Origin of the sequence: Phaeobacter sp. 11ANDIMAR09 (assembly GCF_001294455.1) — a bacterium.
Lineage (GTDB): Bacteria > Pseudomonadota > Alphaproteobacteria > Rhodobacterales > Rhodobacteraceae > Pseudophaeobacter.
The window spans coordinates 139,572-163,459 of record NZ_LIKT01000009.1 but is presented as its reverse complement, the minus strand read 5'-3'; the positions used below and the strand labels follow the sequence as shown (position 1 = coordinate 163,459).

Sequence of the window (23,888 nt, the reverse complement as noted above, 5' to 3'; positions counted from 1 at the left end):
CGTTGCTGATGTGGTCAGCTCAGCAGATCAAAGTCATGCATCAGGGGCAGGCGGCGGGCGCGTTTGCCGGTGAGATCAAAGAGCGCATTGGCCAGGGCAGGTGCGGCCGGCGGGGTGCCGGGTTCGCCCGCACCACCCATGTGTTTCTGGTTCTGCAACACAGCGACCTCGACACGTGGCATGCTGGGCATGCGCATGGCCTCATAATCGGGGAAGTTCTCCTGTTCGACCATGCCCCCCTCAAAGGTGATTTCGCCAAAGCAGGCGGCGGAGAGCCCATAGGCCAATCCGCTGAACAGCTGGGCTTCGGTGTTCTTTGGATCCACGACCAGCCCCAGATCGGCGGCAATCCAGGCCTGTGTGATGGCGATCTGACCGTCGCGATCCTCGACCTCGATCACCTGGGCCACAGGGGTGCCAAAGCTATAGGCCATGGCAACGCCGCGCCCAGTGCCTTCTGGTGTTTTGCCGCTCCAGCCGGACATATCGCGGACCTGCTCCAGCACCTGTGCCGCGGGCTCCCATTCGGCGCGGGCCAGTTCCAGACGGAACTCCAGCGGGTCGCGCCCGGCCTTATGCGCCATCTCGTCGATGATACTGTCCGAGAAGAACCCGTTGAAGGAGGCCGCCACCGAGCGCCAGAAGCCAACCGGTATCATTGGTTTCGCCAGATAGCCTTCGACCCGGAAATTGGGGATTGCCAGCGGTTGGTTAAAGGCGGCATCCACATGGCCCTTGTCGGGGCCGGACATCGGCAGGCCCAGCATCCGCCCGGCGCCTTCCTGGGTGGTCGATTGCGCCGCGATTTTGCCATGGACCATCAGCGCTTTGCCATCTTTGACAGCCGCGCGGTAGCGGGCAATGGCGCCGGGGCGGAAGTAATCATGGCTCATATCTTCTTCGCGCGACCAGGTGAGCTGCACCGGGGTGCCCTTCATCTGCTGGGCGATCTGCACCGCGCGGTTGCAGTAATCCACCTCGATGCGGCGACCAAATCCTCCGCCCAGATAGGTGGTATGAACCTCGATTGCCTCTTTCGACAGGCCCGTCAGATCCGCTGCGGCCTGTTGCACAATGGTTGGCCCCTGGTTTGGCGCCCAGATCTGCAGGGCGTCGCCGGTATATAGCGCGGTGGCATTCATCGGCTCCATGGTGGCATGGGCGAGATAGGGCAGCTGGTATTCGGCTTCGATCAGCTCGGCGCCGTCGGGCAGGGCGGCCTCGACATCGCCATCATCACGCAGGGTGGAATTGGCCGAGCCGTCAAAGGCGGCGGCGATCTCAGCAAAGATGGCATCGGTGGTTTCGGGATAGCTGGGGGCTTCCCAGTCCACGTCGATGGCGTCAACCGCCTGCTGTGCCAGCCAGGTATTGCTGCCGACAACGGCGACAGCATCGCCCAGATCGAGGATTTTCTCTACTCCAGGCATGCCTTCGGCGGCAGAGGCGTCATAGCCACGCTTTCCGGCACCAAAATATGGGCTTTGCTTGATGGCGGCGAATTTCATACCCTCGAGGCGGGTGTCGACGCCAAACCCAGCGGTGCCGGTGACCTTGGCCAGCATGTCAATGCGCGGCACTGGCTTGCCGATGTATTTCCACTGTGCGGCCGGGCGCAGTTCAACCTCTTGCGGCTCAATCCCGGCGGCCTCGGCAGCCAGTTCCGCATAAGAGAGCGTCACACCGCCGGGCGCCAGAACCTGACCATCCTTGGTGTCGAGCAAGGCGCGCGATACGCCCAGCCGCTGGGCGGCGGCCTCTTTCAGCGTTTCTCGCGCAGAGGCACCTGCATGGCGCATACGCTCAAACCCGTCCTTCATCGAGGAGGAGCCGCCAGTGACCTGAAGATCGAGGAATTTGGAGAAATTCCCCACCACCTGTCCCAATGAGTGTTGGAAATCGCTGTTGTTATAGCCACGCCCGGGCAGGGCCTCGGCCATCATCGCGCTGTTGTAATAGGCTTTGGCGGCGGGGCCGTGCAGCACCGTGACCGCTGCCGGATCCACGTCCAGCTCTTCGGCGATCAGTGCGGCCCAGGAGCTGCGCACGCCCTGGCCCATCTCAGCCCGTGGTGCGATCAGGGTGACGCCAGATTGATCCACAAAAACAAAGGGATTGAGCACCGCCTTGCCCTCGGCAGGTTGCAGCGGGTTGGGGGCGGGCTGGTGGTATTTGTAGGTGCCAAAGGCCACCCCGCCGAGAATGGCGGCAGAGCCGATGAGAAAGCTGCGGCGGGCAATTTTTTTCAAGCTGGCCATGGGATCACGCCTCCTGCATCATCTTGGCGGCGGAATGGATCGCGGCGCGAATCCGGGGGTAGGTGCCACAGCGGCACAGATTGCCCTGCATGGCCTCGTCAATATCGGCATCCGTGGGGCTGGGGTTCTCGGCCAGCAGGCTGGCGGCCTGCATGATCTGGCCGGACTGGCAGTAGCCGCATTGCGCCACCTGATGCTCGACCCAGGCAGCCTGAATCTTGGCCATATTGTCAGGCGTGCCCAGGCCCTCGATGGTGGTGATCTCGCCTTCGACATCGCCCAGCGGCAGCTGGCAGGAGCGCATGGCCTCGCCATCCACCTGCACGGTGCAGGCGCCACAGGCGGCAACGCCGCAGCCAAACTTGGTGCCGGTCATACCCAGCTCATCACGCAGTACCCACAAGAGGGGCACATCATCAGGCAGATCGACCTGGTGGGTCTTTCCATTGATACGGAGTGTTTTTGACATGGGACTGGCCTCTTTGCTGGGTCCAATGGATTTCTGACAAAATGGGTGATTTGTGTCAGGGTGTCAATTGACATTTTTCAGCGAAACTGTCAGAAGCACATCATGACTGCGCAAGATCCTATGATGACTTCTGTTTCTATTGCTCCTGATCCCAAGGTGGAGGGCATCCTCAAGGCTGCCTGGGCCGGTTTTGCGGCCTATGGGTTCCGCAAGACCTCGATGGATGACATAGCCCGGGGGGCGGGCATGTCACGTCCGGCGCTCTATCTGCATTTCAAGAACAAGGAAGCGATCTTTCGCGGCCTCGTTGGGCTCTACTATCAGGGTGCCGAGGCTGAAATCCGCGCAGCCCTGAAGGAAGAGGTGACGCTGGAGGCCAAGCTCGCTCGGGCCTTTGCCGCCCATGGCGGTGACAGCATGGAAGACATGATGTCCTCGGCCCATGGTATGGAACTGTTTGAGGCCACGATGAATGTAGCCGGTGACATGATCGAAGCGGGCGAAGGCGTCTTGCGCGGGCTCTATCAGGAGTGGCTGGCGCAGGAGGCGGCAAAGGGGGCAGTCAGCCTAAGTGGCAGCGCTACGCAGGTTGCCTGGCTGTTTTGTGCCTGCCTCAAGGGGATTAAGCATAATGCCACGGGTTTTGCTGAATATTCCACAGGCGTGTCTGACTATGCTCGGCTCTGTGCTATGGCTTTGAAGCCCTGATAGCAGAGGCATTCCCTTCGGTCATAAAGAGTGGTGCGCCTTCGCGTGGGGGAGGTCAGGCGCTGCCCGGCCCCTCAGGGCCGGACATGGCATTCATCGACGAAGTTTTGTGTTTGGCTACAGCGTGGTGCGCAGATGCCAGAGCTCCGGGAAGAGTTCCACCTCCAGCATCCGTTTGAGGTAATTTACCCCGCCGGTGCCGCCGGTGCCGCGTTTGAAGCCGATGACGCGCTCGACCGTGGTCACATGGTTGAAACGCCAGCGGCGGAAGTAATCCTCAAAATCCACCAGCTTTTCGGCCAGCTCATATAGCTCCCAATGCTCTTCGGGGGACTGATAGACCTTGGTCCAGGCTTCCTCGACCGCTTCGCTGGGCTGATAAGGGGCGCTGGAGTCACGCTCCAGCACCTCGGCGGGCAGGGCAAAGCTCTGGTGCAGCGCCTTTAGTGCCACATCATAAAGCGAGGGCTGCGCCAGCTCCTCCTCCAGCAGTTTCACCAGATCCGGGCGGTGGGCATGGGGGCGCAGCATGGCCTTGTTGCGGTTGCCCAGCATGAACTCAATCAGCCGGTACTGATGCGACTGAAACCCCGAGCTCTGCCCCAGGGCATCGCGGAACCGGGTGTAATCCGATGGGGTCATGGTACGCAGCACATCCCAGGCGGAGTTGAGCTGTTCAAAGATGCGCGCCACCCGCGCCAACATCTTGAAGGCCTGTCGGAACTCTCCGGCAATCAGCTGCCTGCGGGCCGCCTGCAATTCATGGATGGCAAGGCGCATCCACAGCTCGGATGTCTGGTGCTGAATGATGAAAAGCATTTCATCGTGGGTGTCGCTCCAGGTCTTTTGCGCATTCAGCAGCATATCCAGCGACAGGTAGTCGCCATAGGACATGCGCCCGTCAAAATCCATCTGGGCGCCATCTTCCGCCGGGTTGAAGGGGCAGGTCTGGGGTTTGGTCTGTGTCTTAGGTGTGGGGTCGCTCATCGGGAGCCCTCCTTTTCCTTGAAAATAGCATGGTTCAGGAAAAAGCGAGGGTTCTCCGGTTGAGCGTGCCGCATTGTGCCAGGCGACGCCAGAGCGCCACCCAGCCAGCGGGCCTGCACAGGGGCAGGCTATGAGATCGACCCAGGTGCATCAGGTCACGGCCGAGCGGATTTTGTATTCGGGCTGATCCCAGAGGCGATCGCCCATGATTTCGGCCAGGATCTCGACCGCGCCATCGACATCTCCCTCGTCGATATAGAGCGGCGTAAAGCCAAAGCGCATGATATTGGGCGCCCGGAAATCACCGATCACGCCGCGCGCAATCAGCGCCTGCATGGCGGCATAGCCCTCGTCAAAGGCAAAGGAAACCTGGCTGCCACGCCCCGCACCATCGCGCGGAGAGGCCAGGGTCAGCTCGGGGCATTTGGCCTCGACCCCGGCAATGAAGCGATCACAGAGCGCGATGGATTTTGCGCGCAGCGCCTGCATGTCCACCTGATCCCAGATGTCCATCGAGGCTTCCAGGGCGGCCAGCTGGATCACCGGCGGTGTGCCGACACGCATGCGCTCAATGCCAGTGCCGGGACGGTAGTCGAGATCAAAGGCAAAAGGCGCCTCGTGCCCCAGCCAGCCGGACAGGGCCGGGCGGGCGGTTTCCGCATGGCGCGGAGCCACATAGATAAAGGCCGGGCCGCCGGGGCCGGAGTTTAGGTATTTATAGGAACAGCCAACGGCAAAATCCGCATTGCAACCTGCCAGATCCACCGGCAGCGCCCCAGCAGAATGCGCCAGATCCCAGACCGTGACCACGCCATTTTTATGGGCCAGTTCGGTCAGGGCCTTCATGTCGTGCTTGCGGCCCGAACGATAGTCCACTTCGGTCAGCATCAACACCGCCAGATCCTCGGTGATATTGTCTGCAACATCCTCAGGGTTTACCACCCGCAGCTCATACTCCGGCCCCAGCGATTTCAGCAGGCCCTGCACGATATAGAGGTCAGACGGGAAGTTGCCGTTGTCCGACAGCACCACCTTGCGGCTGGGGTTCAGCTCCAGCGCTGAGGCGACGGCCTGATAGACCTTGATCGACAGGGTGTCGCCCATCACCACATGGCCGGGCTCCGCCCCGATCAGGCGGCCAATACGGTCCCCAATTGCGGTGGGTTTCTGCATCCAGCCGGCCTTGTTCCAGCCGGTGATCAGCATCTGGCCCCATTCGTCTTCGATCATGGTCGAGACACGATCCTTGGTGGCCTTGGGCAAGGGCCCCAGGGAATTGCCATCGAGATAGATCATGCCTTCGGGCAGGTCGAACATCGCCTTGGTGGCAGCAAAATCGGTCATGGGGCCTCGCAGGTCTGTAATTTATTTCATGCTTAAAGCTTTCTTGTTTCGTATCCGATCGGAGAGAGGCTGTCCAGCCTCGGTTTTTGCCGGATGATCGATTGGAGCAGGCTGCGTTTACGCACGACCTTATAGGCCGCGCCGCGCCTGGTCTGTGCCTCGTGAAGGCGCTTTGCACCCACCCAGGCCGGGGCGCGGCCCTTTTCTTTGCTAGGAGGTTTGAGAATTACTCTGGCTCCGGGATACCCAGTTCTCTGCGCTTCTTTTTGGACAGGCCTGCCGTCACCAACTGATAGGACTGGCGGATACAATCACGCAGCTCCGCATCCGTCAGGCCATCCTCGGCAAACTGCTGCAACCATTTCATGCCGCGCGAGGCAAGATAGGGGGCAGGGCGCACACCGGGGCGCTCTTGCAGCACCTCATAGGCGATTTCGCCCGCTTTGAAGGTAAAGGCATCCGCGCCATCAGCCCAGCCGCAGACGGCAAAGAGCTTGCCGCCTGCTTTCCAGACGTCGGAATTGCCCCATTGCACCACATGGTCCGCAGCCGGGAATGTCGCGCAGAACTGGTTGAATTCCGCTCTGTTCATCTTGTCTACCTCCTCAGGTCTGACCGCCTGCGATCTCGATGGTCTGGCCATTGATCGACTGGGAGCCGGGGCCGACCAGCCACAGGGCCGCCGCTGAGACCTCTTCGGGCTCGATCAGGCGCTGGTGGCGGTTGGCATTGACCATGACCTTGAGCGCCTCTTCCTCGCTGATGCCTGCGCGCTGGGCGATCGAGGTGATGTTGCGATCCACAATGGGCGTATCCACATAGCCGGGGCACAGGGCATTTACGGTGATGGCGGAGCCCATGAAGTCTTCGCTCAGCGCCCGGGTCAGGCCGATCATGCCATGTTTGCTGGCGCTGTAGCAGGCGCCGCCCTTGAGGCCGCGCAGCCCGGCGATGGAGGCCACGGTGATGATGCGGCCCCAATCTGTCTGCACCATGGATTTCAGGCTCTCGCGGATGGTGAGAAAGGCGCCATCCAGATTGGTCGACATCATGTTCCGCCAGAATTCAAGCGATGTCTTATGCAACGCCTTGCCCTCGGCCACGCCAGCATTGGCCACGCAGATCTGGATTGGGCCGCGAGCCTCGACCGCAGCGGCAACCTTGGCAATGATGTCGGCTTCGTCGCGGACATCCATGGCCATAGGATGCAGGCCTTCGGTTGCCACCTCTTCCAGCACCTCGAGGCGGCGCCCGGTGATGGTGACCTGTGCACCCTGTTCGGCCAGAGCCCGTGCAATCGCCAGGCCAATTCCGGTGCCGCCGCCGGTGACCAATGCGTGTTTCCCGTTCAAATCCATCTGTGTCTCCTCCTGTTTGCGACAGGGTATCGGTGCGGCGGGGCGGCGCAAGCGCGCCGTTCCGTCACAGAGCCCGGGGGCGGGAGAAAACCCTATTTACAATCATATTCGCAAGTGTGAATGATTTGTGCAGACCATATGGGAGGATGACATGACCAAAACCGCGTTGACCGGGCTCTTGGCGCCGATCTGTGCCGCAGGGCTGACAGCGCTTGGTGTGGGGTTGCCCCTGGCAGCCACCGCAAGCGAAGAGATTGCCGATCAATATCCCCAGTCCGAGCTGTATTCAAAGCCGGTAGAGGTGATCCCGCATGTCTTTTCGGCCATCGGAGCCACCGCGCCACCGACCTATGAAAACGCAGGTCATAACAACAACCTGTCCTTTATCGTCACGCAAGAGGGCGTCGTGGTGATCAACTCCGGCGCCTCGGATGCTCTGGCAGCGGCCCTGCACAGCGAGATAAAAGCGGTGACAGATCAGCCTGTTGTTTTGGTGATCAATGAAAATGGCCAGGGCCATGCAGTGCTGGGCAATGGCTATTGGCGCGATCAGGGCGTAGATATTCTGGGCCATGCAGATGCTATTGCCGAAACGCAGAAAAACGGTGATTTTATCCTGCAGCGGATGCAATCCTACAATAAGGACCGCGCAGGCGACAGCCGGATGGAGCATGCCAATATCAGCTTTGACGACCGCTATGACCTGAACCTGGGCGGCGTGGAGATCCAAGTTCTGCACCTGGGTCCGGCCCATGATCCCGGCGATGTCCAGGTCTGGATTCCGCAGTGGCAGATCATGATTGCCGGCGATATCGCCTTTCATGAGCGCATGCTGCCAATCTTCCCGCATACCTGCACCAGCTGCTGGATCGAGACCTGGCAGGACAAGCTGGAGCCGATGGCGCCGACCTATGTGATTCCCGGCCATGGTCATCCAACCAATTTTGCCCAGGTGCGCCGTTACACCCTGGACTATCTGACCGATCTGCGCGGCAAGATCGGCGCTCATATCGACGAGGGAGGCGATCTGGCAGAGGCCTATTATGTGGATCAGGAGCAATGGCGCGGGCTGGACACATTCGAGGAGTTGGCAACAAAGAACGCGGGCCGAGTGTTTGAAGAGATGGAGTGGGAATAGGTCAATATGGCCCATTCCGTCTGTTCTGTTTTACAGGTCAGGGTCAAAGCTGATGGAGCAGCGGGAACGAAGTTGTGATAGGGCTTAAAAAATTAGCACGCTGTTCTTTTATCTAGACGGTATTTGCTGAGCCTATGGACCTTCCCTCAAGAAGCGGGGACTGTGCCGCAAACCGCCAGTTACATTGTGGTTTGCGGCTTTGATGAAAGAGACATGAGATGAAATGGATAGACCTTCCGCCGGTCTGGTTGGCGGGATTTGTCGCTCTTGCCTGGTGCCAAGCCCGGTTTATGTCGCTGGGGCTAGACTTCGGGCCGGTCTGGGCGGATCTGCTGGGCGGGCTCTTGGTGGGCGGTGGCGTGGTGCTGATGGCACTGGCTGTCACCGAGATGCGCCGCCAGAAAACCACGATCATGCCGCATGAAACGCCAAGCCATCTGGTGCAGTCCGGCATTTTCACCCGCAGTCGCAATCCGATCTACCTCGGTGATGTGATGATCCTGGCTGGGTTGATCCTGTATTTTGATGCGATTCTCAGTTTGCCGCTGATTCCAATTCTGACCTGGATCTTGGAAAAGCGCTTCATCATTGGGGAAGAAAACCGGATGCGTCGTAGTTTTCGCGCCGATTGGGCGCGCTACGAGGGCAAAGTGCGCCGTTGGCTCTGATCCTTGGGTTGGAAAGGTGTATTTAGAGTGTCTGTATGGCTGAACCCCTGCGGCATATGCGGCAGGATCTTCGGGAATTTGTTGCAAAATGCGACATCTTTTCGTTCAGTGATGCAGAAATGCGGCAGCGCGGCAGTCTCATGCGGCGACGCAGCGAAATGCTTGCGCAAAAATATTGCGCAATGTAGCTAAAATATTTGCAATACGTACCCGGCCGATGCCGGCGCGGATAAGACGAGGGGGACCGACAAGGTGAAAATTGGAACACCCAAAGAGGTGATCACTGGAGAAGCACGCGTTGCCATGACGCCGGAATCTGCGCGCCAGCTGCAGAAACTCGGCTATGACTGCGCCATTGAAAGCGGGGCGGGCCTATTGGCCGGTTTCAGCGATGCCACCTACGAGGAGGCCGGTGTCGAGGTGATCAAGACCGCTGCGGCCCTGTGGAAGGCAAGCGACATCATCGCCAAGGTGCGCCAGCCAAACGAGGCTGAGCTTAAGCGGTTGAACAAGGCGAAAACACTGATCTCCTTCTTCAACCCCGGTGGCAACGAGGAAGGTCTGGAACTGGCCAAAGCCAAAGGCGCCAATGTGGTGGCCATGGAAATGGTGCCACGGATCAGCCGGGCCCAGAAAATGGACGCGCTGTCCTCGATGGCCAATATCGCCGGCTACCGCGCGGTGATTGAAGCAGGTAACAACTTTGGCCGCTTCTTTACGGGGCAAATCACGGCGGCGGGCAAGGTGCCCCCAGCCAAGGTGCTGGTTGTAGGCGCCGGTGTGGCAGGTCTCGCCGCTATCGGGACCTCGACGTCTCTAGGGGCCATCACGCTGGCCTTTGACGTGCGGCCAGAAGTGGCGGAACAGGTTGAGTCGATGGGCGCCGAATTTGTCTATCTCGACTTTGAAGAAGAGCAGGCCGATGGCGCCTCCTCTGGTGGCTATGCTTCGGTCTCTTCGCCGGAGTTCCGCGAAGCGCAGCTGGCCAAGTTCCGCGAGTTGGCGCCAGAGGTAGACATCGTCATCACCACCGCGCTGATCCCCAACCGCGAGGCCCCTGAACTTTGGACCGAGGACATGGTCCAGGCGATGAAGCCGGGCTCGGTCATTGTTGATCTAGCAGCGGAAAAGGGCGGCAACTGCAAGCTCACCGTGATGGACGAGAAGATCGTCACTGAAAATGGTGTGACCATCATCGGCTATACCGATTTCCCCTCGCGGATGGCTGCGCAGTCTTCGACGCTCTATGCCACCAATATCCGTCACATGATGACGGATCTGACCCCAGAAAAGGACGGTCAGATCAATCACGACATGGAAGACGATGTCATCCGTGGCGCCACCGTCACCCATCAGGGTGAAATCACCTTCCCACCGCCCCCTCCCAAGGTGCAGGCGATTGCCGCCAAACCCAAAGAGGTGGTGCCGGAACTGACGCCGGAAGAAAAACGGGCTGAAGAGGTGGCGGCCTTCAAGGCGCAGACCAAGCAGCAGGTGACTTTGCTGGCTGTTGGCGGCGCTTTGCTCCTGCTGGTGGGCCTGGTGGCTCCGGCCTCCTTCATGCAGCATTTCATCGTCTTTGTGCTCTCCGTCTTTATCGGCTTCCAGGTGATCTGGGGCGTGGCACATTCCCTGCACACCCCACTGATGGCGGTGACCAATGCGATCTCCTCGATCATTATTCTGGGCGCCTTGATGCAGATCGGATCCGGGTCCTTCCTGGTGATCCTGTTGGCAGCCTTGTCGGTCTTTATGGCCGGTATCAACATCTTTGGTGGCTTCCTCGTCACCCGGCGCATGCTTGCCATGTTCCAGAAATCTTAAGGGGGACACTGAGATGGAATATGGATTCACCACAGCGGCCTATGTAGTTGCCGCCGTTCTCTTCATTCTCTCCCTGGGCGGCTTGTCCGGTCAGGAAAGCGCCAAACGCGCGGTCTGGTATGGTATTGTCGGCATGGCGCTGGCGGTGTTTGCCACCCTGGTGGGCCCCGGCTCTGGCCTGTGGCTGCTGTCGATCCTGCTGATTGCCGGTGGCGGCGCTATTGGCTACCAGCTGGCAACGCGGGTGCAGATGACCCAAATGCCGGAACTGGTGGCCGCAATGCACTCGCTGGTTGGGCTGGCAGCGGTCTTTGTGGGCCTCATCGCCCATATCGAACTGGGCCGGGTTATGGCCATGGGTGCCGAGGAAAAGCAGGCTCTGGATGGCTTTGCAAAACTGCTGGCCAAGAAATCCTCGGTTGAGATCTCGATCCTGCGGGTTGAACTTTTCTTGGGTATCTTCATCGGCGCGGTGACCTTTACCGGCTCCGTGGTGGCTTATGGCAAATTGGCGGGCAAGCTGACCTCGGCGGCAACCAAACTCCCTGGCGGCCATATGCTCAACGCCGGTGCCGCTGCCCTGTCGTTGATCGCACTGATCTGGTACTTCAACACAGGCGGCTTCTTCCCGCTGTTCCTGATGACACTGGCGGCGCTGTTCATTGGTTACCACCTGATCATGGGCATCGGTGGTGCTGATATGCCGGTGGTGGTCTCGATGCTGAACAGCTATTCCGGCTGGGCCGCAGCGGCGATTGGCTTTAGTCTTGGCAATGATCTGTTGATCGTGGTTGGCGCGTTGGTGGGCTCTTCCGGGGCCATCCTCAGCTACATCATGTGCAAGGCGATGAACCGCAGCTTTGTCAGCGTCATTCTGGGTGGCTTTGGTGGCAGCACCGGCCCCGCAATGGAGGTCGAGGGCGAACAGGTGGCGATTGACGCAGATGGCGTTGCAACCGCGCTGGAAGAAGCCGACAGCGTCATCATCATCCCCGGTTACGGCATGGCGGTGGCCCAGGCTCAGCAGAATGTGGCGGAACTGACCCGCCGTCTGCGCGCCAAGGGGAAGGAGGTGCGCTTTGCCATCCACCCCGTCGCAGGTCGTCTGCCAGGCCACATGAATGTTTTGCTGGCCGAAGCCAAAGTGCCCTATGACATCGTCATGGAAATGGATGAGATCAACGAGGACTTCCCGGAAACCGATGTGGCCATCGTCATTGGCTCCAATGACATCGTCAACCCGGCGGCTCAGGAAGACCCAAACAGCCCGATCGCTGGCATGCCGGTTCTGGAATGCTGGAAGGCCAAACAGGTCTTTGTCTCCAAACGTGGCCAGGGCACCGGCTATTCCGGCATCGAGAACCCGCTGTTCTTTAAAGAGAACACCCGCATGTTCTACGGCGATGCCAAGGCCAGCCTGGATCAGCTTCTGACCATGATCCAGTAAGCGGTTTAAAAACCTAAATAGGGCGCTCCTTCGGGGGCGCCTTTTCTATGGTCTTGGCCGAAAAACCCCCGATCTTCATTTGGCCTCAAATATCCCGGGGGAGGCCGCAGGCCTGGGGCAGAGCCCCAATCCCAGCATGCTCGAGCTGGCTGGCGTGGATTTGTATACCATTGTATCCCTGTAACATGTTGAAATAAAAGAATTCTGTACAGATTGAAACATGGGTCCTATGGTGGCGTCACTATTGGAGACCCGACGTCATGCCCCCCATCCCAGATCATCCCCTGCGCTACTCTCTTGCCAATGAACTGCATGCCCGGCCCTTTCCCGCCATGCAAAGCCCTAGCACGGTGATCTATCTGGCGGTGAAACAGCCCAGGGAAGCAGTGCACCGCGACCGCAGCCTGGACCTGGCGCATCTTGTGGCGCTGCTGGACCGCCACGGCGCAGCGCATCCGCAACCCGGTGCCACCCATCATTCGGCGCAACTGGGGCGCTACACCCTGAAATGGGAACAACACACCGAATTTGTCAGCTATACGCTCTATGGGGATGGAGTCGCAAAACGGGCCTTTGACCCGTCGGATTTTGACATCTTCCCAGCCGAGTGGCTGGAAGCCGCGCCGGGGCAGCGGGTGACCTCTTTGATGATCCGTATTCTGCCGCGCCCGGAGCCAAAGCGGATCAAGGCTGCACTCAAGGATTGGTTTGTCCCGGAAAGCCTGGCCGTGGCCGATGTGTTGGATGACAGCGCTGTGGTGGCGGGGGATTTCCGCATTGATCCAGCGGGACATATGCGCTTTGCCCTCTTTGCCAATGCCGCTACCGGCTCGCAACGCATCGGCCGATTGGTCCAGCGACTTTGCGAGATCGAAACCTATCGTGCCATGTCGATGCTGGGATTTTCGCGGGCGCGGGATCTCAGCCGCGACATTGGCACATTGGACACGCATCTGAGCAAGATGATGGCCGAAATGACCTCAGACACCATTCCGGCGGAACAGACCCTGACGCAGCTTCTCACCGTCTCGGCTGAGTTGGAGGCTATGGCGGCGCGCTCGGCCTTTCGCTTTGGCGCCACAGGCGCCTATGAGGCACTGGTCAATCAACGCATCAGCCTGCTGCGCGAGGCCCGCCATGGTGGGTTTCAAACCTTTGCGGAGTTCATGCTGCGCCGCTATGAGCCCGCCATGCGCACGGTGAAATCCACCGAGAAACGTATCGGCACTCTGGCGGATCGGGCGCGTCGGGGAGGCGAGCTGCTCAGAACCCGGGTTGATGTGGAGCGCAGCGCGCAGAATCAGGCGCTTTTGGCCAGTATGGACCGGCGCGCGGATCAGGCGCTGCGGCTGCAGCACACCGTTGAGGGGCTCTCGGTGGTGGCGATCAGCTACTACGCCGTCTCGCTGGCCTCTTACCTGCTCTATCCCCTCGCGCAGGCCTTGGGCCAAAGCAAGGGGATGATGACGGCCCTGATCACTCTGCCGGTTGTGGCGCTGGTGTGGCTGGCGATCCAGCGGGTGAAAAAGAAGCTGCATTAGGCCTGTCTCTCAGCACCCGGTGCGCCAGGATTCCACCCAGGGCAATTGCACCCAGCGCCAGAGGTGCCGCCACCCCCAGGGTGGAGACCCCCGCTAGACCGGCGCCGAGGGTGCAGCCACCCGCAAGAACCCCACCAAAGCCCATCAGGCTGGCGCCCAGAATGTAGCGGCCGGTCTGGCCTGGGTTTTCAAAACTCTGCCAGTGGAATTGCCCCCGCAGCAGGGCGGTGAGCAGCGCGCCGACCAGGACACCGCCAATCAATCCGGGTCCAAAGCCCGCAGGGACGGCGCTGGAGGCGATCGCATAGAACAGCCCTTCGGACATTGGCGCAGTAAAGGACAGGCTCTCCATGGCGATGGGGTCGAATTCATCAAAGAGCACAAATCCGGTGGTCACCCAGGCCAGCGGCACCAGCGCCCCGATCATGGCGCCGCCAAGCAGGGCCAATGCAGCGTTCTTTGAGCGCAGCGCCACCCAAAGGGCGGGCAGGGCGATGAGGGCGCTCCACAGGGGCGCACCGCCGGGCAGGGCGGCCAGTGTTGCATAGTCCCCCAGCTGGACAGTGTAGCTGCCCAATGCGCTGCGCAGGGGTGCCAACACGCCTTTGAGCGTGGCATGGGCGGTGATGGCAAAAACCACCAGGCAGAGCAGGGCGCGCAGATTTCCGGTGCCGCTGAGCACGGTGAGGCGGGAAATGCAGCCCCGGGTCAGCACCATACCAATGCCAAACATCACGCCACCTAGCGCAATGGCCAGCAGCGGCAGATCCGAGACCAGCAGGCGGTGGGCATCAAAGCTGATCCAGCCCTGGATCACGGCAGCCTGAGTGCCCAGAACCGACACCACAAGCGCCAGTGCCCAAATGCCCGCGGCTTGACGTCGGTCTTCACCGATCACAGCGCGACGAAAACAAAACCGGGTGAGCTGAGCCAGCACGCCAAAGCCCAGGCCCAGTGCGAGGGAAAAATAGAGCGAGGCCAGTCGTGGGCTGGTCTCTTCAAAGCCGAGTGTCTCAAACATTGCCTGTACCCGTTTCACTGTGACGTGGAATTGCGAAGTGGAATTATTTCCCGAAATGAGAGCAAATCCATTGTCAGGCAAGGGGCGGTGACGTGTTTGGATTGGTTTGGGGTGGAACGGCTTCCCGCTTGATACGGTCCTGGTGGGATCCTGTTCGCAATTTTCACAGGAGCTGTGAAACAAAAACGGCCGCCCCAGGGGACGGCCGAATGTTATGTTCTTATTTGAATATGTCTCAGCGACCGGGGCTGAGACGGGGCATTGCCTTAGCGGCCGCGAATCCGTGGATCCAGGGCATCCCGCAGACCATCACCAAGGTAGTTCACGCTCAGCACGGTCAAGGAGATCGCCATGCCGGGCCAGAATACCCGCTCTGGATGCTGCTGCAGATAGTCGGTGGCATCAAACAGCAACCGTCCCCAGGTTGGGAAATCCGGTGGGAAGCCGAGGCCAAGGAAGGACAGCGAGCTTTCGGTGATGATCGCCGTGGCAATACCAAGGGTGGCCGAGACCATGATGGGTGACAGCACGTTGGGCAGGATATGCCGGGTGATCAGCCCCTTGTTCGAGGTCCCGATGGAGCGGGCCGCCAGAACAAACTCACGTTCCTTGATCGCCAGAACATCGCCGCGCACGATCCGGGCAGTGGGCATCCAGGAGGTCACCCCAATGGCGCAAACGATCAGGATAAAGATGCCCTGTTCCGGTCCGAAGGCCGCGTTCAGCGGTTCGCGGAACAACAACATCATCACCAGGAGCAGCGGCAGCAGGGGCAGCGCCAGGAACAGGTCGGTCAGGCGCATCAACGGCCCGTCCAGCCGTTTGAAGAACCCGGCGACCACGCCGATGAAGGAACCCAGGAACAGCGCCAGCGCCATCGCAGTAAGACCCACCGAGACCGAGGTGGAGCCGCCTGCCATCATCCGGGCCATCATATCGCGCCCCAGCTGATCGGTGCCAAAGGGATGCGCCCAGCTAGGCCCCTGATTACGCGAGCGGATGTCGATATGGGTTGCTTCGATGTCCCAGAACAATGGCCCAAGGTAAACGGAGGCAACAATCAGCAGGAAGAGAATCCCGCCCATCAGGGCTCCGCGGTGCGATTTGAACTGGTCCCAGACGTCCAGCCACTGGCTGCGCGGTGGCTTGCTGGGGATGGGATTGCTAAGCTCAGTCATAGCGGATCCTCGGGTCTAGGATGCCGTAGAGAACATCGGCGATCAGATTGAACAGCACGATGAGGATGGCAAAGATAAAGGTCAGCGTCTGCACCATGGGCAGGTCATTGGCCTGGATGGCGCCAATCAGCAACTGGCCGATGCCATTCACCTTGAACACCTGTTCAGTGATGATGGCGCCGCCAAAGATCGACGGGATGCCCAGGGCAATCACGGTGACCACAGGAATCATCGAGTTGCGCAGCACATGCACCATGACCACAACATACTCGCTGAGGCCCTTGGCCCGTGCGGTACGCACATAGTCCTGATTGAGGTTATCCAGCATCGAGGCGCGCATGAAACGGCTGAGCTGTGCGGTGATCTGCAAGGCCAGAACCATGACCGGCATGATCATCTGCTTCATCTGGTAAACAAAACTGTCCCAGCTATCGACCACATGGGTGGTGTCATAGATCGAGGGGAACCAGCCAAGCTGCACCGAAAAGATCACGATGACCAAAACACCGGAAAAGAACGGTGGCACGGAAAAGCCAACCATCGACACAAAGGTGCCAAGCTGGTCGAACCAGCTGTACTGGCGATAGGCCGAATAGATACCAATTGGCAGGGCGATAAAGATGGCAACCACGTAGGCGGTGCCAACAACCCACAGGGTCTGGGGCATCCGCTGGATGACGATATCCATCACTGGCGAACGGGTCTGCCAGGAGATCACCCGCAGGTCACCCTGCGAGAAGGTGGTGCCAAAATAGTGGTCGATCAGAACCTGGGGTTCAATCCAGAAGAACTGCACCAGCCATTTCCAGAACCGAATGGGGGCGGGTTGGCCAAGGCCCAGGGCCTCGCGCATTTTTTCTTTGACTTCAGGGGGAACTGTGAGGGGAACCTGTGCCATCGGGTCGCCAGGGGCGAGTTCGAGCAGCAGGAAAATCACGAGACTGATAAACAGCAGTGTCGGAACCGACAGGACCAGTCGCCTGATTGTAAAGGTCAGCATGGAGCGTGCGCCTTTTGCAATTTGTTATTGTTGAGCTGGACAGGCGATCGCACCTCAGAGGCTGCGTCGCGTGGCCAATGTACCCGCGATAGAACGGAATGGGGCACTGATGGCAAGAGGCCCCGGTGAAACACCGGGGCCTCGTTTGGGCTAAAGCCGCTTACTTGATGCGGTGCCAGTCAGCTGCGTTCCACAGCTCGCTGTCCCAGACGTTCAGCACAACGCCACCCAAAGAGTTGGCATGCGCCGACAGACGACCACGGTGAACCAGTGGGATCATGCCGCCGTTTTCAACGATGATGTCATTGAGACGCTTGGAGATTTCGGCACGGGCTGCGGCACCGGCTGTTGTTGTCAGCTCAGCGTGCAGCTTGTCGAACTCTTCGTTACAGAAGCGAGAGATGTTCTCACCCTGCCACTGGGACGCAGGCGTAGGCGCCTTGTCGCACAGGCCGTTGGCCAGGTAGGACTGAGGGTCGGTGCCGTTGAAGGTATTGGCATACATTTCAACGTCGGCATAGAACTTCTGGAAGGTGTCAGGCGAGCCGGGGTCGCCACCAAAGAACACGGAACCGCTGAGGTTACGCAGCTCGGTTTCGATACCAATTTCGCTCCACCACTGTTTGATCAGAGCCTGAAAATCCTGACGCACGGCATTGGTCGAGGTCTGGTACAGGATCTTCATCGGAACACCCGATGGAGTTTCACGGACGCCGTCACCATTGGTGTCTTTGTAGCCCGCTTCGTCCAGCATCGCGTTTGCGGCTGCGATGTCCTGCTTGTCGCAGGTGAAGGTGTCGGAGTTCACAGCGGCAGGCGCTGGGATCCAGTTACAGGTGACTTTACCTGCTTTGCCATAGCCGATTTCGACCAGCAGAGGACGGTCAATCGCCAGCGACATCGCTTTGTAAACCGCAGGGTCGCCCAAGAATGGGTGAGGACGGATCACCGAACGCTCATCTGGGCCAAGCGCCGGGTCAGGGTTGGTGTTGTTCAGCATGATCCGCTCAACCAGTGGGCCGAAACCTGCGACAGGCGTACCTTTGCCAGCGGATTCCATCTGGGCCACAACTTCAGGAGCCAACTGCAGGTTCCAGGCGTAATCGAACTCGCCGGTTTCCATAACCGCACGGCCAGCAGCCGTTGCGTCGCCGCCCCCTTTGAACAGGACCTTGGCAAAGGCAGGCTTAGCCGGGTCACGGTAGTTGGGGTTCGCCGACATGGTGATCACGTCGTTGGGCTTGAACTCATCCACAACAAATGGGCCGGTGCCGATGGGACCAAAGTTGGCCTCGGTGCACTCAGGAGCCTTGGCGCCCATGCAATCCGCAAACTGAGCCGCCTGGATGATGGGGCTCTCGCCGCCAACAAAGGGACCGTAGGGGAAAGGGGTTGGCTTGTCGAAGGTGACTTTGACAGTCAGGTCGTCAAGCGCTTCGACCGAGGTCACGCCTTCAAATTTGGTGACCTGCGCGCAGCCGCCTTCAGGGTCCATGCAGTAATCTGCGGTGAATTTCACATCAGCCGAGGTGAAGGCTGAGCCATCGGACCATTTGAGGCCAGAGGCGATTTTCCAGGTGATGGAGGTCAGGTCTTCGCTGACGCCGCCGTTTTCAACTGTTGGAATTTCGGCTGCCAGGAAAGGCACCATTTCACCAACTTCGTTGTAGCGGGCCAGAGGTTCGATCACCAGCGACGCGGATTCAACGTCCTTGGTGCCGCCGGACAGGAAGGGGTTCAGGATCGAAGGCGCTTGCCAATAGATGATACTGACCTGGCCATCCGAGCCGCGCTCGGCAAAAGCTGCCGGAGCGATGGCGGCCGTGGCGATGGCACCCATCAAGAGGGTTTTGAGTTTCATTACACTCTCCTTGTCGAACACATTACGTGTCTTTTTGTGCCGAAGATTTATACTCCGGCTTGTTGCCGCAAAGCTGCGGGTACGATGTCGTTCTGCCTAAGTTGGCGTGGAACAAATTGAAAGATCGAAATTTTTCAACATCTTTGGTCGCTATACGACCGGCCCCCATGTGCAGATACTGGCCGTATCGAAAACCAGTTTCCAAAAAAATGCAAATCCGAATTTTGGATTTGCCTATGCAATATTTGCATGAGTATTGTTGAGGCGAATTGTGCTATCCGCTGCAAAAGCGGCGCTTGCATGCTGTGCGAGGCCAAAAAGAAGAACTAAGGGGAGCCGCCATGCTGGACAATGCTATCGCATCCATCAGTAACTTGCGTGTAGAGTTTCAAACCAAAGATGGGCCGGTCGTCGGCGTCGAAAATGTCTCTTTTGATGTCCACCCTGGTGAGACCGTCTGTGTCGTCGGTGAATCCGGCTCTGGCAAATCTGTTTCTTCCCTTTCTCTTATGCGCCTGGTGGAGTTTGGCGGCGGCGAGATTGCTGCTGGCGAACTGATGTTTGACCGGCGCGACGGCGGCGAGATGGATCTTTCCAAAGCCCCTGGCGAGGTGATGAAAGACATTCGTGGCAATGAAATCGGCATGATCTTTCAGGAGCCTATGACGGCTCTGAACCCGGTGTTCACCGTTGGCCGTCAGCTGACCGAAGGCCTGCGGGTCCATAAGGATATGAACAAGGCGCAAGCCGAAGAACGTGCGGTTGAATTGCTGCGTGAGGTGCGTATTCCCGAACCCGAGCGCCGTATGGCGCAATATCCCCATGAACTCTCTGGCGGCATGCGCCAGCGGGTGGTGATCGCCATGGCCATGGCCTGCGAACCGCGCCTGTTGATCGCGGATGAGCCCACAACCGCGCTGGATGTGACCATTCAGGCGGAAATCCTGGCCCTGATGGACCGGCTAAAGCGTGAAACCGGCACTGCGGTGATGTTCATCACCCATGACATGGCGGTTGTGGCCCAGATGGCGGACCGGGTTGTGGTGATGTTCCGGGGCAATAAAGTCGAAGAAGGCACGGTAGAAGAAATCTTTGAAAATCCTCAGCATGACTATACCAAAGCGCTGCTTGCGGCTGTGCCAAAGCTGGGCGAGATGCAGGGCAAAGCCTACCCAGAGCCGATGAAACTGATGGGTGTTGAGGACCAGAAGATCGAACCGATTATCGGCACCGAAGAAGTGCTGCTAAACGTTGAAAACCTGACCACCCGTTTCCCGGTCAAAGGCGGCTTGCTGCGCCGCACCGTGGCCAATGTGCATGCGGTCGAGGACGTGTCCTTCAAGGTTTTTAAGGGGCAGACATTGTCGCTAGTGGGCGAATCGGGATGCGGGAAATCAACGGCAGGTCGCTCGATTCTGCGTTTGGTTGAGCCTCTTTCAGGCAAGGTCGAGTTCGAGGGACGTGACGTCATCGGCTTGAACCAGAGCGAGTTGCACAAGGCGCGCCTGGATATGCAGATGATTTTTCAGGATCCTTTTGCCTCGCTGAACCCGCAGATGCAACTCTTGGACCAGGTTGCTGAGCCGCTGCGCAACTATGGGTTGGCGTCAGGCTCTGAGCTGCAGGACCGCGTGGCGAATCTGTTTGATCGAGTGCAACTGCCGCGCAGCTTTATGCGGCGTTATCCGCATGAAATGTCTGGTGGGCAGCGTCAAAGAATCGCAATTGCCCGTGCCTTGGCGCTGAACCCTAAATTGATCGTCGCTGACGAGGCGGTGTCGGCACTGGACGTTTCGGTACAAGCTCAAGTTTTGAACTTGATGATGGAATTACAGGCAGACCTTGGATTGTCTTTTCTCTTCATCAGCCATGATATGGCCGTGGTCGAGCGAGTCAGTCACCAGGTGGGGGTGATGTATCTGGGGCGAATCGTGGAATTGGGCCCGCGTGCCCGCGTCTTTGAAAACCCGCAGCATGCCTATACCCAGGCCTTGATGAAAGCAGTGCCGATCGCTGATCCACGTCGCCGCAAGAGCGAAAAAGATCTGAACTTCAAACCGATTCCATCGCCTATTCATGGCTTGGACTATCAGCCCGAGCCCTCAAAGTATCTAGAGGTGGAGCCGGGTCATTTTGTGCTGACCACCGACAGTGGATACTGATCGCATGGCGAAGGTGCTTTCGCCGCTCGAAATCATGACGCAGCTGGTGGCATTCCCGACTGTAAGCCGGGACAGCAATTTGCCTCTGGTCGACTGGGTGCAGGACTACCTGTCGGAACAGGGCATAGCTTCGCACCGCTGGGTGGATCCGGACCAGCCGCATAAGGCGGCTGTGTTCGCCCATGTCGGCCCTGAGATAGAGGGCGCGGTGGTCCTGTCGGGTCACACAGATGTGGTGCCGGTGGATGGCCAACCCTGGGACAGCGACCCGTTTACGGTGGTTGAACGCGACGGTAAGTATTTTGGCCGTGGCACCTGCGACATGAAGGGCTTTGACGCCCTGGCGATCTGGGCCCTGGTGGATGCTCATCACAGGGGCGTGCAACGACCGCTGCAATTGGCGCTTAGTTTTGACGAAGAGATCGGCTGCACCGGGGCGCCTCCCATGATCGAAGAGATGCAAAAGCATCTGCCCAAAGGATCAGCGGTGATTGTGGGGGAACCTTCGATGATGCAGACGGTGACCGGCCATAAGGGCGGTATCGGCTACCGGACGCATGTGGTTGGCTTTGAGGTGCACAGCTCGCTTATGCATACTGGCGTCAGTGCCATTATGCAGGGGGCCCGGCTGATCGACTGGGCCAACCATCGTAATGCCGAAAACATGGGTCGCAAGCCGGGGGCGATGCAATCCCTGTTCAACCCACCCTTTACCACCTGCCATGTTGGAATGATCTCGGGCGGGACCGCCCATAACATCACCGCAAAGGACTGCGAATTCATGATGGATTTTCGGGTGGTTCCTGGTGAGCAGGCCTCGGATTGGGAGGCGGCCTATCGCGCTGAAGTGCAAAGGGTCGAAGCGGAGATGCAGGCCATCCACCCCGAGGCGCGTATCGAGATCCGCAAGGCCTTTGACGTGCCGGCCCTGGTGCCCGAAGAAGAGGGGCAGTCCGAAGCGCTGGTGCGCAGCCTCACCGGAGACAACGCAACCCATGTGGTCAGCTATGGCACTGAGGCCGGTCAGTTTCAGGCAGCAGGCTATTCCGCTGTGATCTGCGGGCCCGGCGATATTGCTCAGGCTCATCAGCCCAATGAGTTCATCACGGTGGCGCAATTCTCCGCAGGTCATGACTTTATGAAACAGCTCGTTGCGCGGTTGGAGGATTTTACGTAACCGGAGGTCGATTGTTCCGCTCTGCCGTTTAGTGAAAGGTGACCATGTCAAAGTTTGAGAGTGAGCTTCCCAAAGGGATCTACGAGGACATCGATTTTGCTGTATTGCTGCAGATCGCTGGCCGGATGATCGCGCAGCATGTCGAGACCATCGGCAAGGACGCAGGGCTCTCCGCCGGACACATGAGCGTTTTGGGCATGATCCATCGCAAGCCGGGGCTGGTGCAAAGCGTCTATGGTGGGATTCTGGCGATCAATGACGCCACCTTGGGGCGCTATGTGGACAAGCTGGAGGATCGGGGCCTGGTCCTGCGCGAGCGCTGCGACGGGGACCGGCGCACCGTTCGGCTGACGCTGACGCAGTCAGGGCTGACCTATACACTTGCCTCCAAAAAGCGCCTGGCCACTTTGCGTGCAGAGGTCACAGGCGGGTTGGGCTCGGCTGACATATCAATCTTGCAAGAAAACCTTGTCACCTTTCTCGCGGCCCAGGGCCCCGATCAGCAAGAGGCGTAGACAAGGCTTTTTAATTCTCGTAACAATTATCTCACTTGAGAGGAGTTGTGCCTTTGCCTATCAAAAATCGTTTTGCTGAGCTGCAGAAAGAGATCACCGCCTGGCGGCATCATCTGCATGAGAATCCTGAACTCATGTATGAGGTGCATCAGACCGCAGCCTTTGTACAGGAACAGCTGAAGGGCTTTGGCGTCACGGATGTGACCCCCGGCATTGCTAAGACCGGCGTTGTTGCGGTGATCGAGGGCAAGACCAATACCTCGGGGCGGGTCATTGGCCTGCGTGCCGATATGGATGCGCTGCCCATTCATGAGGCGTCTGGGGTGGACTATGCCTCGAAAACGCCCGGTGTGATGCATGCCTGCGGCCATGATGGCCATACGGCTATGCTGCTGGGGGCAGCAAAATACCTGGCAGAGACCCGGAACTTTGATGGCAAGGCCGTGCTGATCTTCCAACCCGCCGAAGAGGGCGGGGCTGGTGGCAAGGCCATGTGCGATGATGGCCTGATGGAGCGCTGGGGTATTCAGGAAGTCTACGGGCTGCACAATACGCCGGGCATGCCTGTGGGTGAATTTGGCATTCGCCCAGGTGCCCTTTTGGCCTCCTCGGATGAGTTCGAGATCAAGGTAACCGGCAAGGGCGGCCATGCTGCGGCCCCGCATGATGCGATCGATACCACCCTGGTGGCCTCGCAGATTGTGGTCTCACTGCATTCGATCGTGTCGCGCAATGTGGATCCGCTCAAGCGGGTGGTGCTGACAGTTGGCACCTTTGAAACCGACAGTACCGCCTCCAATGTGATTGCTCATACCGCCAAACTGGAAGGCACTGTTCGGACGCTGGACACAGAGTACCGCGCCCAGGCTGAAGACTGGGTGCGGCGCGTTGTCACCAGCACGGCGGAGGCCTTTGGCGCCACTGCCGAGGTGATCTGGACCCCCGGGTATCCGGTGACTATCAATACCGAGACCGAAACTGCCTATGCGGTTGATGCCGCCCGTGCAGTGGGCGCTCGGGTGGATGAGGACACCCCGCCAATCATGCCATCTGAAGATTTCTCTTACATGCTGGAAGAGCGCCCAGGCGCCTATATTTTCCTAGGGAACGGTGACACGCCTATGTGTCATCACCCGTCTTATGTCTTTGATGATGAAGCGATTCCGCTGGGATGCAGCTGGTTTTCCGAACTCGTCGAACGACGAATGCCCGCAAAATAATTCTGACAAAAG

At 59.1% G+C, this 23,888-nt stretch carries 21 protein-coding genes; 11 read left to right on the top strand and 10 right to left on the bottom strand.

Annotation, left to right across the window (positions count from 1 at the left end; genetic code table 11):
• Positions 1-14: 14 nt before the first annotated feature.
• Both AN476_RS10270 and AN476_RS10265 read right to left on the bottom strand, forming a co-directional pair.
• Positions 15-2,258, bottom strand: a complete 2,244-nt coding sequence (locus AN476_RS10270; protein ID WP_054461399.1) for a xanthine dehydrogenase family protein molybdopterin-binding subunit — start codon at positions 2,256-2,258, stop codon at positions 15-17.
• Between the two features lie 4 nt (positions 2,259-2,262).
• Complete coding sequence (locus AN476_RS10265; RefSeq protein ID WP_054461397.1) at positions 2,263-2,727, bottom strand: (2Fe-2S)-binding protein; 465 nt, start codon at positions 2,725-2,727, stop codon at positions 2,263-2,265.
• Between the two features lie 102 nt (positions 2,728-2,829).
• Between AN476_RS10265 and AN476_RS10260 the strand changes: the two genes are divergently transcribed.
• Positions 2,830-3,435, top strand: coding sequence for a TetR/AcrR family transcriptional regulator (locus tag AN476_RS10260; RefSeq protein WP_253279875.1), 606 nt, complete (start codon positions 2,830-2,832; stop codon positions 3,433-3,435).
• A 117-nt stretch (positions 3,436-3,552) separates the two neighbouring features.
• Here AN476_RS10260 and kynA read toward each other — a convergent pair whose 3' ends face one another.
• The 4 genes from kynA to AN476_RS10240 all read right to left on the bottom strand — a co-directional run bounded on the left by kynA (position 3,553) and on the right by AN476_RS10240 (position 7,124).
• Positions 3,553-4,422 carry a tryptophan 2,3-dioxygenase gene (kynA, locus tag AN476_RS10255; protein WP_054461395.1) on the bottom strand — a complete coding sequence of 290 codons (870 nt, stop codon included), beginning with the start codon at positions 4,420-4,422 and terminating at the stop codon, positions 3,553-3,555.
• A gap of 150 nt (positions 4,423-4,572) precedes the next feature.
• Positions 4,573-5,766: a kynureninase gene (kynU, locus tag AN476_RS10250; protein ID WP_054461393.1), complete on the bottom strand. Its 1,194-nt coding sequence runs from the start codon at positions 5,764-5,766 to the stop codon at positions 4,573-4,575.
• A gap of 226 nt (positions 5,767-5,992) precedes the next feature.
• On the bottom strand, positions 5,993-6,358 hold the full coding sequence (locus AN476_RS10245) for an MmcQ/YjbR family DNA-binding protein (RefSeq protein WP_054461391.1): 366 nt from the start codon (positions 6,356-6,358) through the stop codon (positions 5,993-5,995).
• A gap of 13 nt (positions 6,359-6,371) precedes the next feature.
• On the bottom strand, positions 6,372-7,124 hold the full coding sequence (locus AN476_RS10240; protein WP_054461389.1) for an SDR family NAD(P)-dependent oxidoreductase: 753 nt from the start codon (positions 7,122-7,124) through the stop codon (positions 6,372-6,374).
• Between the two features lie 151 nt (positions 7,125-7,275).
• Here AN476_RS10240 and AN476_RS10235 point away from each other — a divergent pair, with 151 nt between their 5' ends.
• From AN476_RS10235 to AN476_RS10215, 6 genes are all read left to right on the top strand, one after another.
• Positions 7,276-8,262, top strand: coding sequence for an MBL fold metallo-hydrolase (locus AN476_RS10235; protein ID WP_054461387.1), 987 nt, complete (start codon positions 7,276-7,278; stop codon positions 8,260-8,262).
• Positions 8,263-8,480: 218 nt separating this feature from the next.
• Positions 8,481-8,930, top strand: a complete 450-nt coding sequence (locus AN476_RS10230) for an isoprenylcysteine carboxylmethyltransferase family protein (protein WP_054461384.1) — start codon at positions 8,481-8,483, stop codon at positions 8,928-8,930.
• A gap of 35 nt (positions 8,931-8,965) precedes the next feature.
• A complete protein-coding gene (locus AN476_RS22865; protein WP_157063727.1) occupies positions 8,966-9,118 on the top strand; it encodes a hypothetical protein in 153 nt (50 codons plus the stop codon).
• Between the two features lie 64 nt (positions 9,119-9,182).
• Positions 9,183-10,754 (top strand): Re/Si-specific NAD(P)(+) transhydrogenase subunit alpha, encoded by a 1,572-nt coding sequence (locus AN476_RS10225; RefSeq protein ID WP_054461382.1) that lies wholly within the window; start codon positions 9,183-9,185, stop codon positions 10,752-10,754.
• 13 nt (positions 10,755-10,767) lie between these two features.
• Complete coding sequence (locus AN476_RS10220) at positions 10,768-12,201, top strand: NAD(P)(+) transhydrogenase (Re/Si-specific) subunit beta (RefSeq protein ID WP_054461380.1); 1,434 nt, start codon at positions 10,768-10,770, stop codon at positions 12,199-12,201.
• A 260-nt stretch (positions 12,202-12,461) separates the two neighbouring features.
• Entirely contained in the window at positions 12,462-13,742 is a 1,281-nt protein-coding gene (locus AN476_RS10215) for a DUF3422 family protein (RefSeq protein ID WP_054461378.1), read from the top strand.
• Here AN476_RS10215 and AN476_RS10210 read toward each other — a convergent pair.
• The 4 genes from AN476_RS10210 to AN476_RS10195 all read right to left on the bottom strand — a co-directional run bounded on the left by AN476_RS10210 (position 13,678) and on the right by AN476_RS10195 (position 18,802).
• Positions 13,678-14,763, bottom strand: coding sequence for a YeeE/YedE family protein (locus tag AN476_RS10210; RefSeq protein ID WP_054461376.1), 1,086 nt, complete (start codon positions 14,761-14,763; stop codon positions 13,678-13,680). The genes AN476_RS10215 and AN476_RS10210 overlap by 65 nt on opposite strands.
• A 266-nt stretch (positions 14,764-15,029) precedes the next feature.
• Positions 15,030-15,941 (bottom strand): ABC transporter permease, encoded by a 912-nt coding sequence (locus AN476_RS10205; protein ID WP_054461374.1) that lies wholly within the window; start codon positions 15,939-15,941, stop codon positions 15,030-15,032.
• The gene (locus tag AN476_RS10200; protein WP_054461372.1) at positions 15,934-16,941 is read right to left on the bottom strand and encodes an ABC transporter permease; all 1,008 of its coding nucleotides are present in this window, start codon (positions 16,939-16,941) and stop codon (positions 15,934-15,936) included. The genes AN476_RS10205 and AN476_RS10200 overlap by 8 nt, the downstream gene beginning before the upstream one ends.
• A gap of 160 nt (positions 16,942-17,101) precedes the next feature.
• Positions 17,102-18,802, bottom strand: coding sequence for a peptide ABC transporter substrate-binding protein (locus AN476_RS10195; protein WP_054461370.1), 1,701 nt, complete (start codon positions 18,800-18,802; stop codon positions 17,102-17,104).
• A 341-nt stretch (positions 18,803-19,143) separates the two neighbouring features.
• Between AN476_RS10195 and AN476_RS10190 the strand changes: the two genes are divergently transcribed.
• From AN476_RS10190 to AN476_RS10175, 4 genes are read left to right on the top strand one after another with little or no spacing between them, the layout of a single operon-like run.
• On the top strand, positions 19,144-20,964 hold the full coding sequence (locus AN476_RS10190; protein WP_054461368.1) for an ABC transporter ATP-binding protein: 1,821 nt from the start codon (positions 19,144-19,146) through the stop codon (positions 20,962-20,964).
• 4 nt (positions 20,965-20,968) lie between these two features.
• Positions 20,969-22,141 carry an acetylornithine deacetylase gene (gene argE / locus AN476_RS10185; RefSeq protein WP_054461366.1) on the top strand — a complete coding sequence of 391 codons (1,173 nt, stop codon included), beginning with the start codon at positions 20,969-20,971 and terminating at the stop codon, positions 22,139-22,141.
• 44 nt (positions 22,142-22,185) lie between these two features.
• On the top strand, positions 22,186-22,656 hold the full coding sequence (locus tag AN476_RS10180; RefSeq protein WP_054461364.1) for a MarR family winged helix-turn-helix transcriptional regulator: 471 nt from the start codon (positions 22,186-22,188) through the stop codon (positions 22,654-22,656).
• 53 nt (positions 22,657-22,709) lie between these two features.
• Positions 22,710-23,876, top strand: coding sequence for a M20 aminoacylase family protein (locus tag AN476_RS10175; RefSeq protein WP_054461466.1), 1,167 nt, complete (start codon positions 22,710-22,712; stop codon positions 23,874-23,876).
• Positions 23,877-23,888 lie beyond the last annotated feature (12 nt).